General features: G+C 34.5%; 9 protein-coding genes and 1 pseudogene. 6 read left to right on the top strand and 4 right to left on the bottom strand.

The window, feature by feature from the left end; genetic code table 11:
* Window positions 1-1,137 precede the first annotated feature (1,137 nt).
* A complete protein-coding gene (locus BG05_RS16015; RefSeq protein ID WP_002128072.1) occupies window positions 1,138-2,367 on the bottom strand; it encodes a helix-turn-helix domain-containing protein in 1,230 nt (409 codons plus the stop codon).
* Window positions 2,368-2,848: 481 nt separating this feature from the next.
* On the opposite strand from BG05_RS16015, the gene BG05_RS31080 reads away from it, so the two are divergent.
* Window positions 2,849-2,992, top strand: coding sequence for a hypothetical protein (locus tag BG05_RS31080; protein WP_000132592.1), 144 nt, complete (start codon window positions 2,849-2,851; stop codon window positions 2,990-2,992).
* Window positions 2,993-3,119: 127 nt separating this feature from the next.
* The gene (locus BG05_RS32165) at window positions 3,120-3,296 is read left to right on the top strand and encodes a SpaA isopeptide-forming pilin-related protein (protein ID WP_157835323.1); all 177 of its coding nucleotides are present in this window, start codon (window positions 3,120-3,122) and stop codon (window positions 3,294-3,296) included.
* A 738-nt stretch (window positions 3,297-4,034) separates the two neighbouring features.
* Here BG05_RS32165 and BG05_RS16010 read toward each other — a convergent pair.
* Complete coding sequence (locus tag BG05_RS16010; protein ID WP_002128073.1) at window positions 4,035-4,916, bottom strand: CPBP family intramembrane glutamic endopeptidase; 882 nt, start codon at window positions 4,914-4,916, stop codon at window positions 4,035-4,037.
* A gap of 360 nt (window positions 4,917-5,276) precedes the next feature.
* On the opposite strand from BG05_RS16010, the gene BG05_RS16005 reads away from it, so the two are divergent.
* From BG05_RS16005 to BG05_RS15995, 3 genes are all read left to right on the top strand, one after another.
* A complete protein-coding gene (locus BG05_RS16005) occupies window positions 5,277-6,614 on the top strand; it encodes an erythromycin esterase family protein (RefSeq protein ID WP_033734141.1) in 1,338 nt (445 codons plus the stop codon).
* A gap of 203 nt (window positions 6,615-6,817) precedes the next feature.
* A complete protein-coding gene (locus BG05_RS16000) occupies window positions 6,818-7,396 on the top strand; it encodes a sensor domain-containing protein (RefSeq protein ID WP_002168043.1) in 579 nt (192 codons plus the stop codon).
* Window positions 7,397-7,510: 114 nt separating this feature from the next.
* Window positions 7,511-9,298, top strand: coding sequence for a helix-turn-helix transcriptional regulator (locus BG05_RS15995; protein ID WP_002128076.1), 1,788 nt, complete (start codon window positions 7,511-7,513; stop codon window positions 9,296-9,298).
* A 497-nt stretch (window positions 9,299-9,795) separates the two neighbouring features.
* Here the strand turns inward: BG05_RS15995 and BG05_RS15990 are convergent.
* Window positions 9,796-10,098, bottom strand: a pseudogene (locus BG05_RS15990) (tyrosine-type recombinase/integrase); the annotation flags it as partial.
* A gap of 537 nt (window positions 10,099-10,635) precedes the next feature.
* Window positions 10,636-12,114, bottom strand: a complete 1,479-nt coding sequence (locus tag BG05_RS15985) for a DHA2 family efflux MFS transporter permease subunit (RefSeq protein ID WP_033734139.1) — start codon at window positions 12,112-12,114, stop codon at window positions 10,636-10,638.
* 522 nt (window positions 12,115-12,636) lie between these two features.
* On the opposite strand from BG05_RS15985, the gene BG05_RS15980 reads away from it, so the two are divergent.
* Window positions 12,637-13,266 (top strand): hypothetical protein, encoded by a 630-nt coding sequence (locus tag BG05_RS15980; protein WP_003190392.1) that lies wholly within the window; start codon window positions 12,637-12,639, stop codon window positions 13,264-13,266.
* The last annotated feature ends 160 nt before the right edge of the window (window positions 13,267-13,426 follow it).

The raw sequence follows: 13,426 nt of genomic DNA, 5'->3' as shown, positions 1-13,426 counted from the left end.
TCAGCTATATTTGAATTAGCTGCCCAATGAGTAGGAAAATATTATTTCTCCCCTAGAGCTGCTAACTTACAGAGCCGTGAAGATAGATAAACTATTGCTTCTAGAGTTAATCCTGTCATGACCTTTTTTTAATATCAATTTCATAATATGGTTTTTAGTTTTGTCAGCAATAGCCTTACAAGACTACAAAAGATGAAATTATACTGTACATTGCTTATACTTTTATTGCGGAATAAATTCACTTTTGTTATGCAGTAACTTAAAACACTTTTATTACAAACTTGATCCTTTTGAGACTCTAGACCTCCTGATAAATTAACTGATTATTAAGAAAATTAAACTTAACATGATGTTACTTGCAACTTCACTATACTCCTATTAGCGTAATCTTCTCCTTTCTGTCTGGTCATACCAGTTATGTTGTTCATTAAAACATTAAATTTTCGATGCGTAAATAGCAAAATTTTGTCGATTGCGCCCGATAATTTAACTGTCAAGTAAAAAATCGAGCTGAAAATATTATACCAATATAATCAATTAGGAGTTTTATCTCTGTAATTGTAATGATTACAAATTAAAGTGTATACGGTTAATTAATAACTATTTTAGCTTAACCGTGCAGTTTTATTTTTTAAAAAATACTTATAGAATAATTTAATAGGTTTTTTTATACTTTCTTTCCTTTATTTGGTTATGTATAATTGCATATAATATAGATATATCAAGTGATATATGTTATTTTGTTAAATTTTATGTAATAGCCCCTAATATCACCATTAATAAATACTTAACATGAAGATATTAATCTATAAACTTATCCATCGTTATTACTATAGGTTTTAAAATTAAAAAAAGCCGCAAAGCTTTCTCGAAAAGAACCTTTGCAGCCTTCTGTTTTTTGTTTCCTTAGAAAAATGATGGTTAGTGTACTCTTTAAAATTAACAACATGGTATAAATCTTTCCATTGTCCTTTAGCTTGGCTATATGTTTCATGGACTCTTCAAGATCTATTTGAATACATATTCCTTTTCTAGATCAATCACATACCCTTTCTAGAGTAAAAGAAACAGTATGCTCAAGTTTTAGAGTTACTTGGGCATATATTAAAGTTTTTGCACAAGAAACTGATACTAAGCTTATATTACGGTATATTTTTCACGATACTGTCTAGGGGTCATGTTAGTTGATTTTTTGAAAACCCTTGTAAAATAACTTTGGTCGTTAAAATTAAGCCAAGCACAAATATCTGATAATGGATATGTAGTGAGTGTTAATAATTTTTTTGCTTCTTCCACTCGTTCCCTTTGAATAAATTCACTTAAAGGAATTCCCACTTCTTTTTTAAATAATTTAGATAAATAAGTAGGCGTAATATCCAAATGATTAGCGAGTTCATTGAGAGATATTCCATCGTAAACATTTTTACTAATATGGTTCATACATGTAGTAACCGCATTTGAAAATTTTTGCGCATTGAATTCTTTCACCCGATCTGCAAAAGTACGTAAAGCATCTCCCGACAATCGCCTTACAGAGTCCACGTTATCTAGTTGTTCCATGGTTTGGATATACAAAATACTAAGAGCAAAAGCAATGTCTGGTGGGAGATTACCTTCTATCGCATATCGAGTAGCTAAAGTAATCGCAATAATCCCATGGTTTTTTTGGTTTCTGAGTGGATCCGCTGTTAAAATTAATTCAGTATCTTCCTGCGAAACTGCATACATATATTGCAATAACTTCTTTTTATCTCCTTCTTTGATTGCTGAAAAATAATTATGTACTAATGCCATGTTGTGAGTTTTAGGTTTATTTTGTTGGCGTTTTAAAATATATAGATCAGGTTTCACAATTTTATAGGGAACTTCCTCTAGCACTTTATTTTTTTCTAAAACAATATCTACATCTAACTTTTCATTGAAAATCATGTAATGTAATAAAACTCCCATATCAATTAAAGTAGTTTTTTTAATCTCAGGTAGGCACTGATAATAGGCTAGTCTTTCTTGAATATTATTATTTAAGTTAAATTCTTTCCGAAGTTTAAAGGTTATATCATCTGAGCCCTTTGGATGTATAGTGGGACCGATTATAATAGTCCCTTTTATGTAATCATGATTTGCTATATGAATTAGAACGAAATTTTCAAGATAACTGTTACATCTGAAAAGTGGCAAATTATCGGGATCATTTTCTTGATAAATGTCACTAAGGTGTTCTTCTTTAGAAGAATAAAAAGGACTACAAATATCATCAGAAATAGACTGATATAAAATTTTTTTGTCTGTAGATAAAATATGAACAGGTACATTAAAGGCTTTATGTGCGAGATCACACAAGTGTTGTATATCGATAGAATTATTCATTACCTTCTCCTCTTAATTAGATTAACTGATAAATTTTTACATCTTTACGGTATAAATTCATAAATTATTTTCCGTCAGGTATAACTTACGACAAAATATTACTATAAAATATCAAAATAGTACAATTCACGACAAAATATTACTATATCTTTTTTATGAAAATCATATATTATTTATTTGTAATTAGCATCTACATATCGGAGAAGTTAGGAAAAGTGTGAAAGAAATAGATTCTTTTCTTATAAGTTTTTAAACGACAATGAAATGAGCGGGGGTCGTTTCTTAATTCTCCAAGATCTAATCATAGAACTTGAGAAAACAGTGAAGAACCTACAAAATACAGAAACAAGGGATGATTGGAGTATACAACTCTAGTAAGTAATAGCTTCTTGCTAATCCTGCGAAAAATCTAGCCTTTGCGGATACATTGCCAGACGAACTAGAATATGCCCCAGGTACATTACAAATAGTAGGCTAAACAGTGACAGATACATTCGATACAGACAAAAGTAAATTTAATGTAGGAAAAGAAAACGAAGAATTTTGGGATGTGACACATACAGAGTGGCATACAATGGTACTCCATGCGAGGGACAAGCTGGAAAAAAGATTAAAAATACAGTGAAAGTCCAAGGAGATACTGTATCACCGTAAGAACTAACAGCCAAAAATTCAATCACTTGGACAAACTGAGATTAAAAAAGTGGATGCTGCAAATTCGAATATAAAACTGATAAACTGCTGTATTCCAAATTTTTGACAAAGATAATAAAGAAGTCGAAAATTTAACAGCAGATGAAAATGATAAAGCTATTTCTGAACCACTATGCTTCGGAAAATTCACGTTGGAAGAAATTCAAGCACCAAATAGGTCTACGTTATTTAAAGATCTAATTGAGGGAAAGGTCTTATCATCAGTACAAAAATAAAAATAGAAAACACAAAAAGCGAATGGAATATTAAAAATACTGACGATATAGGTCCAACTATTTTTATCTAATTGGCACTATATTACTGGTCGCAACATTAGTTTTAGTTTCCGCAAAAGCGGAAGAAATAAATAGATTCCAAAATTATTAGGAATAGCAGCGGTGACACAACATATAAATAATTTTTTTTATATGTTGTTAATCTTTGTAGTATCAGTCTTTATGCTACCTAGCTTTATTACTCCATCACATAAACATATTATTTATTTTCTAATTACAATTAATTAACAAAAACAACACCTCTAATTAAGAGGTGCAGTAACATAAATCCAAAGTAATAGTAGACATTAGACACTTATTTCACTGTAAATTGACCTCAAAATAATAGTTACTGCAATATCAGGATTTGTTTATTCTATAACAAAAGAAATGTCACTTAAGCATTCTTTGTATGCTACTTTTAATTAATATATATGACACCCTTAATTTCCCACTCTATTTTTAGTTAAGAATCAAAATACTGAAGCCAATGAAATTGTATTACATTGGCTTCAGTATTTCAGATTTAAAATTACGAATAAAAACAAAACATCGTTTAAACACCCTGTTTTTAATCGTGTGGAATTTAATCCTTATCGATACGTATGACGTTCACATGACCACTAAAAACCCTTAAAAAGCAATCTGAGAGTCCGTTTTTCTGATTCACAATCATTTTTTTGAAATTTATGTGAAAAATCAATATTTAGTAAATCTTATTATCCGAGACACAATTATTGCCGTAATCAAGATAATAAGGGCGGTTATCAATCCAGATTCTCCAATCCAAATCTCAGTTTGATATCCTGTACTTGCACGTGCGAAAGGTCCTTGAATAATGGCATTCCAAGTAGTATGGATGATAACCGAAGGCCAAATGCTACCTGTGATAAGTCGTAAATAAGCTGTAATATAACTGAATGGTACAATACAAAAATAGATGCCAAGTACTGAAAGAAAGACAGATGGTCCCTCTACATATAGACCAGCAATAACAATTGGAACATGCCACGTTGCCCAAATCAATCCACTAATAAGGATGGGCCTTGAAAACTCTGCATCGACTAGCCTTGTGAGCATATAACCTCGCCAGCCCATTTCTTCTCCCAAAACTGGGATTAAGTTAAGCAAACTTCCTAAAATGCCGCTCAATATTACTAGATAAATGAAACTGAATGGTGCCGATAGATACTGAAGTCCAAGTATATTGTAGATTGGTTCTAACATACCACCTTCGGGATGCTGAAACTTCGCAATTCCGCTCAACCAGGCGATAGAATAAGTAATTCCACAAATAATCATAGGTATTAGCAGAGCAAGACCAATTCCCTTCCATATCTTTAAGTTACCGAGACTAAAAGATACATCTTTAAACCCTTCTTTCAGTATTATGCGAGTCAAAATAGAAGAAAATGCTGGGGTAAACATATATACCACAATAAGCGGCATACTTTTAGTAATCATTACTACTAAATTTAGAATAATAGAAGTAATGAACAAGATAGTTAAAAAGAGTCGAAGTCCTCTTTTTGCACGTTGGACTTTATCTTTATTGCGGCATGATTCTGCATGTAATATCATTGTAATCCGCCCTTCCCCTTTTATTAATTTGTTTATCGAACCGACTTCCTGTCATTTCAACAAATTCAACTTAGAATGAAAATATTTTGGCATATAGATTAATTCATCTTTAAAATCCCTCCCAAATTTATAATCTAGTCTTACTTGCGACTCATCAATGTAATTATTATTTATAAGTTGTCATAGCCGATAGTACAAAAGTGTAATGATTAGTCTATGACCTGTGTCAATTAACCTTATGACAATATGTAACTAGAAAATATGATATGGGATAGATAACAATTGAATTAAGGCAATTGATTCGTGCAAGTACATGAATCAATCTCGCTTTTAAAAACAATTCAATTGAGGTGGAAAAAAATGAATAAGAAAAGAATAATTGCAATGGTTAGTACAGCTTTATTAGTCACAGGATGTGGAGAAGTAGGAAACGCTCAAACAGTAGCAGTCGAAAATTCAGGTCAATCAATCCAAAAAAATATAGTTAAATCAATACAATCACAGGCTTACCCATTAAAAACGATAGAACCGTCAAAATCATTTGAGGATTTAAAACCACTTAAGAAAATGATTGGGAGTGCACAATATGTAGGATTAGGAGAGAATACTCATGGAAGCTCTGAAATTTTCACCATGAAATTTCGCCTTGTGAAATATTTGGTTACTGAGATGGGTTTTACGAATTTTGGAATGGAAGAAGATTGGGGAAACGGCTTAAAACTAAATGAATATATCCAAACAGGAAAAGGAAACCCTAGGGAATTTTTAAACTTGTTATATCCTACTGATGAAATTATTGCCATGATTGAATGGATGAAGGATTATAATGCTAATCCTTCCAATAAAAAAAAGATCCAATTTATTGGACTAGACTTAAAGACGCTGGACCAAAGTGTCTTTAATAAAGTAATTGATTATGTAAAGCTGCATCGACCAGATTTGCTAGCAGAAGTAGAAGAAAATTATAAAGAACTGTCATCTTTCACTGGAAGTGTACAGGAATACATGACGCTTGCTCCTGAAATGAAAAAAAAGTTCAAGGCAAACGCTGAGAAAGTAGCCCAATTACTTAAAGATGATAATGGGCAGGCAAACACAGAAATAGTTTCATCCGAGTACATCTGGGTAAAAGCAACAGCGAATGCAATAGAGAAATTCACCACAATGCTGCTTCCTAATGACTATCCAAGTATGATAAAGCTACATGAGCAATACATGGCCGATCAAGCAATGTGGGCACAAGAGACATTGGGTGGTAAAACTATGGTATGGGGACACAATATTCATATAGCTACAGGAATTATCGATGAGAAATTATATCCTTATGCTGCGGGGCAGTTTTTGAAGGAACGTTTAGAGAATAATTATGTCACAATTGGTAGTACAACTACGGAGGGGAAATTCACATTATACAGCGAATATAATCCTTCCACCGGAGGTAAGATTGCAACGGATACTATTCCACAAGATGTAAATAGTTTCAATTATACCCTTGGAAAAGTCCCGTATCAAATGTTTTTGTTAGATAACCGTCACCTTAAAGGGCAAGCAGATAAATGGGTTAGAGAAAAAAGGCCATTACTGAGTATTGGGGGACAACTCCTCCCGAACGGTTCGTTATACTTTGATACTTCATTGCGTGAGCAATTTGATATTATTTTTCACATTCGAAAAACAAGTCCATCTCATATTAAATAAAAGTACAAAACAATCCCGTTCTTGCATCTGCAAGAACGGGATTGTTTTATGGAGATTAATATAAGCATCTTTTTTAACCAGAAGTAGGTTACTCTCCCCTTTTTAGCATCATTTAAAAATGTCATATGACATTTTTACACTGGTGAATTTGACAAAAAAAGCAGTATGATGCGGTTATTACACAGAGAGGAGCGATGAACTTTATGAAATCAAGATTCATCCAGAATGGTTATTTTTTATTGCTAACTTTCGTTACAGGATTGTTTTATTTTTGTTTTTACCTAATAGCTTTGCTATTCAGTTTCACCCTTTCATTTACGGTAGTTGGGATTCCATTAGTTATACGAGTACTACAGACTACCACACCTTTTATCCAATTCGAGCGTATACAGACGAAAATTTATACCGATATTTCGACTGACTCTTACGATAGAAGTATAACAACGGATACATCAAACTGGGCTCAGGTGAAATTAGGACTTACGGATCGTCGCACCTGGTCTGCTGTCTTTTGGTTAATGCAGAAATTTGTGATTGGCATTTTCAGTCTCATTAGTGTAATCATTTTTTATATAATGCCACTTATGTTCCTGTTGGCACCACTACTGTATCGATACATCGATATGAATATTATTTTCATACAGATAGATACTTTTTCCAAGTCACTCTTTGTCATGTCTATGGGTATAGTGTCTATCGCCATAAGTATTAGAATAGTAGATGGTTTGACAAAGAAATTTGGTGGTTATACACGTAGTATGATTCGGCAACTAAATCGATAGAAGTTTGCAGTCTGTGAGAGGATCGCAGTGTAAAATTAAAAAGTATAACAATGCATAAAGGATTAATTTATAATATAAGAAGTAAAAAGGTAGGCTACTTAGGGGGTAAATAACTTGTTAGATATGGTTAAGTATTGGTTTTGGTATGATTGGATTATGTTAGGGGTCCGTCTAATTGCTAGTGTGTCTATCATCCTAGCTACATTAAATTTTCAGGATGGTTTAACATTGCCACTTTGGATTATTATTCTTTGGGAGGTTGTTGCCTTCTCTATTCCATGGGTAGCCTTACTGTTCAATTATAAATATTACTTGTTCACAGAAATACTGCTATATGGTGGACTGTCTATATATTTAACCTCTTTATTTCCGGAAGCTTACAACACATTTCTTATATCGGTATTTCTTATCGCTGCGAATAGTAAGCATTCGTCCTATTATTGGACAGCTCCAACAACAGTTTTTATAACAACTGGAATTTTTTATGCAGTTGCGCCAAGTAATAACTATTGGATTATGGTCACCTACTACGGACTCTCTTATGTAATGGGGTTTGCTTTTCATTTATTAATCGTCAATCATAAACAAAATGAAGCGATTCGTAAACAAAACGCGGTACTTGAGCAATATATGTCTCAAATCGAACGCATTACACTGGCAGAGGAACGAAACAGGCTGTCGAGCGAGCTTCATGATACAGTTGGTCACGCTTATACTTCTATTATTATGGGGATGGAAACGTTGCGCACCGAGCTTGCTACCGAAATGGGTATTCAGAGGCTAGATTCTCTGCTTGAAATGGGACGTAAAAGCATCGAGGACGTGAGAGGTTACCTACATCAAATGGAGTCTCCGTGTCAATCGCCTTCCTTGATTCAATCTCTACAAAATCTTGGAGCCGAATTTCAGGAGCACGCTCGGGTGAATGTAAGCTTTCGAGCATTCGGAGAAGAATACCAACTGTCTCGGCAAGCGAAGATAGCGTTTATTCGTTGCTTACAAGAGTCCCTTACGAATGCAGTACGTCATGGTCAGGGGACTGAAATTATAGTTTCATTGCAGTTTGAACAACAATATACGAGGCTGGAAGTGCAAGATAATGGAAAGGGAAATGTAGAATGGCAGGAAGGCTTCGGTATGAATGCTATGAAAGAGCGGGCAATGAATTTACAAGGTCAATTGTCTGTATATACAAAGCCAGAGGAAGGAATGCTTGTTACATGTACCATACCGCGACAAACTGAAATAAGAGATGGACTTATTCGTTTGTTAATTGTAGACGACCAGCCATTTGTTCGGGAAAGTTTGAGGACACTACTCGATAGATATGAAGATTTAAATGTAGTCGGTTTGGCTGAGGATGGCAATCAAGCCATCGATTTGTGTGGGCGCCTTCAACCCCACGTTGTACTTATGGATTTAGATATGCAGCACATGGATGGAGTCGAAGCAACCAAAAAGATAAAGCAACAATGGCCACATATCCGCGTATTGATTTTTACAACGTTTCAGGATACGGAACAGGCGCTGGACTCGCTTCGTAACGGTGCGGATGGTTTTTTACTTAAATCTATTGAAACATTGGAGCTAGCTAATACGATCCGACTTATTCACAGAGGTGGGACACTAATTGATCAGGGAATGTCTCACAAAATATTTGAGAAGTTTGATGAGCAAATCGAGACACCACAATCAAAAGCTACTGCTTATGAGCTAACAACCAGAGAGATAGAAATATTGCAGCTAGTAGCAAAAGGACTCCGATACACTACAATAGCTTCAAGGTTATATTTGTCGAGTGGTACAGTCAGGAACTATGCTTCCTCGGCTTACACAAAGTTAGGGGTGCGTAACAAGGAAGAAGCTGTCCAGAAGGCTCTAGAAATTGGAGTTATTGAATAAGAAAAATGTTTGTTGTTTCTTTAGAGCTAAGTAAGCTGTAGTTACAAGATGCCGTAAAGGATAAAACTACGAATTTTATTGAATATCATTTTTGATAGATAATTTTAGAAAGATAAATTCTGTTTTAATAAACTTTAAATAGCGTTACTACATTCAATATGTAATAACGCTATTGTTGTCTATATTGGAATTACACGTCTTTATTATCACTATACAGAAGACAGTTTCAAGTCTTTTCATCTGATAATTATTCCTTTCTAATTCAAAATAAATATCTCGTAATTTCTCCACCTACAGAACTATTTACATGTGAGAATCCCTCTAATCCAAATGTCTCCTAATTCACTAGCTGTCTCTATACTTATCTACCCAATAACAGGTGAAATTATAATTTTATTTCTTTACCAATAATTATCCATTTATATTTCCGCATGAATAAAACCTTATTTAATTATATAAAAAATACATAATTAAATAAGGTTTGGAGTGTTTCAAATTCACATCAACATATCCGCGCATCCGCATGAAGTACCCACATTATTCTCCCGTTTCATATGCTTCTCTAAATAGATTTTTGTTGTTTGGATATTTTCGTGGCCCAGCGTTTGCATTAAATGATATAGATCCGCATTTCCTTGTTCAACTGCCATGATTGCAAATGCATGACGGAATGTATGTGCCGTTACAGGATTTTCACGATACTGTAGAAAATCTAGATTTGTCTTTTTTATCATGTCTGTTACTTGATTTGATAACGTTTTTGGATTATAAAAATTCCCTCTTTGATTTACCAATAAAGGACATTCTTCTCTATTTACCTATATCTACATTTTTTATAATTTATTATGAAATATATATTGATTTAAAATATTTTGTTCAAAATGTTAAATTGGAATTTTTAGGGACTTAAAACAGTTATTTGTTCTCTTTTTTAAAATTCACATAATTTCCAAATATCTAAAGGGCATATGTTAAGGTTTGGTATATAATAAAAGCAACCCGTGGTTAGAGTGTTTGCTCCGATTCAAGTTATGAGATAGTTTGTTTCACTTTTTATTTTCAAATTCAATATTACGGGTAGTACCAGCGAAGCTGCCACTACCCGTAATAAGGTGAAAAGATCATTATCATGGCTAGTGTTGAACACCTTATTAATGTTCACATAAAAAAACGTAGAGGAATCCCCTACGTTTTTCACTCACTCCTATTTTCAATATTTTTCAATGCAAATTTCACTGGAAGTTTCTTTGATTTGATAACTACCAGATAAAAGCTTCCTTGTCTAACTAATCAGCAAAAAAACTTGTAGGAATCATTATCTAGAGTTTTATTTTTCTCTATCGATTTAACCTCTCGACAGCTTCCGCGCTTGTATCTACACGTTTAACGAAAAAAACTAATAGCAGTGCAACAACATTCATGCCAAGCGCTACATAGAATGAATATTGAATTCCCGATAATAAAGCCTTCTGAGTTAATACTGCCTTCGTAGCTTCTGTGAAGGTCGTTGGATCTACATCCGACATTAGACTTTCAGCTTTTGTTGTTGTTACAGAATTCATAATCGTAACAAGAATAGCAGTACCAATCGAACCGGACACTTGTTGAGCTGTATTATTAACAGCCGTACCGTGCGGATTTAAGCGAGTTGGCAATTGATTAAGACCATTTGTCATAAGTGGCATCATCACCATTGCCATCCCAAACATCCGCAGTGTGTAAATAAGAATAATATGTGTGTGACTAGAGTCAATTTGCAGGTTTGCCAACATATAAGTTGAAACAGCTGTAATGGAAAGTCCTACTATGCCAAGAATCCGAGGGCCATATTTATCAAATAGTTTACCTGTAATTGGTGACATAACCCCCATTATTACCGCACCTGGAAGCATCATCAGCCCAGAGTTCAGCGGCGAAATACCACGGACGTTTTGTACATAAGCTGGTGTTAAAATCATACCCGAAAACATGGCCACCGCGTTGACAATTGCAATTACAGACGCAAGTGCAAACATTGGGTACTTGTAAACACGTAAATCCAATAACGGCTCATTCATTTTTAATTGACGGATAATGAAAGTAATTAGGGCAATAGCGCCTATGATTAAGGTTGTTAAGACAACTTTATTCTTCCAACCATCGGAGCTTGCAGAACTGAATCCATATAACAAACCGCCAAAACCGACAGAAGATAATAGTAATGAGAGATAATCAAGTTTTGCATTTTTGTTTTGTTTCATGACATTCTCAGATTTCCAAATCCCTAACAGTAAACTAATGATTGCTAACGGTAAAATCATTTCAAAAAGCAAACGCCAGTCATAATACTCTACAATATAACCTGATAGTGTCGGTCCAATTGCTGGAGCTGTAATCATAACCAATCCAAAAATCCCCATTGCTGTTCCCCGTTTTTCTCTTGGGAAGCTTACTAGCATAATATTCATTAACAAAGGCCCCATGACTGAAGAACCTGCTGCTTGAACCATCCGGCCAGTAAGTAATAAACCAAAGTTCGGTGCTAAAGCCGCTAAGGCCGTACCAAGAATAAAAATCACCATAGATGTAATAAATAAGCTCCTATTGGAGAAGCGGGTTATTAAAAATGCTGATGCCGGAATTAATATACCACTTACAAGCATATACCCTGTAGAAAGCCACTGGATCGTTGAATAATCTTTAATGTCTAAATCCTTCATTATTGATGGCAAGGCTACATTTAAAAGCGAGTTGTTTAGAAATGAAACAAATGCCCCAATAAAAAGGATTACAAGCATTAAATATGGTGGTTTTCTTTTATGTAATGTTTCACTCATATATTTATTTGCCCCTTCATTATAAATTTCATTGATTAGTTTAAATCGTTTGCATATCTGCACAAGAATACATTATCCTTGCAGTATTTTGCCAAACTCTTCGAATGGATATTCTCTTTTTAGCAATTCTACTTGCTCAACATAACATTTTAAAATCTTTTTTATTGATTAAACCTTTATAAACATTTAAATAAGATTTTGAATGAATATTTAAACACGTTTTTTAACCGAAATTAAATTAGGCTGAAATAAACAAAAGGAGCAACTGAAAATCCTCTTCTAAAATAAAGTGAAACTTTAATCAGTGGGACTTTTACAGGCAGTCCCCCCCAAACTTCTTTGCTTTCGCTGAATTTTGAGGCGGGGGTCTTACTGCCCACAAATAGCGGGATAAATCAACAAGACCACGCACCCATTCCTTTAAATACGGGCTTGTAGATCTAGTTATGTAACTATCCATAAAAAGGAATATTACATAGGCTAAGTCTAACATTACATTTTTAAAGTGAGGGGAATAAGCGTATGCACCAATATTGGTATTTGAATTCAAAGGGAAACGGGGAACAATATAATAACCAAATTTCAATGGCATCATTATATTCACAGCCCCAAATAACTAAAGCTGAGGAAATGAATGGTCTGAAGATTCCTGAGAATTGGAGTTGTCGAGTCTATCCATTTGGTTGGGATTCACCAACCAATTATACGGGTTTCAATCCCCAACCCCCTCCCTTCTCTTGGGGTCAGCCAATCCATTATGCAGGGATGATGCCCCAAGGACATCCTGCTAATTGGATTCCATTACCAGGCCATGCAGGTTTCAATTTTCAAAAACCCCCCTTCCCTTGGGCTCAACCATTCAATCATACAGGGATGTTCGCACAAGGGCATCTTGCCGCTTTACTATCGCCGCCAGCCAAGGCTTTTAACTTTAGTACCAATAACTCGGGTGTTTTTGGAAACCCTCCAGGATGGGGAGGACAGGTAAATCCCATGGGATGGGGTGGTTCATGGCTCCCAATGGGATGGGGGAATAACGGAGGTAACGGTCAGGCAGGAATGCTTGGAAACTTACTTACAGTAGGAAAAGGCACCATGAATGGAATAGGAATGCTTAGTAGTCTAATCGGTATGGGGAAGTTCTTCTTTTAGTTAATTAGAACGGGAGGATAGGTCCATAGCCCAGACTTAAAAATCATTTCCTTTTCCATTGATTTAATCTTCTCAAACATGCCCCCTCAATGTATTTATTGTATGCTTCCAATACTCCCTCCAAGTTCGTTTCCTCGTCTTTCAAATTATAAAAACATCT

The organism is Bacillus mycoides (assembly GCF_000832605.1).
Lineage (GTDB): Bacteria > Bacillota > Bacilli > Bacillales > Bacillaceae_G > Bacillus_A > Bacillus_A mycoides.
This window is presented reverse-complemented; position numbering and strand designations above follow the sequence as displayed.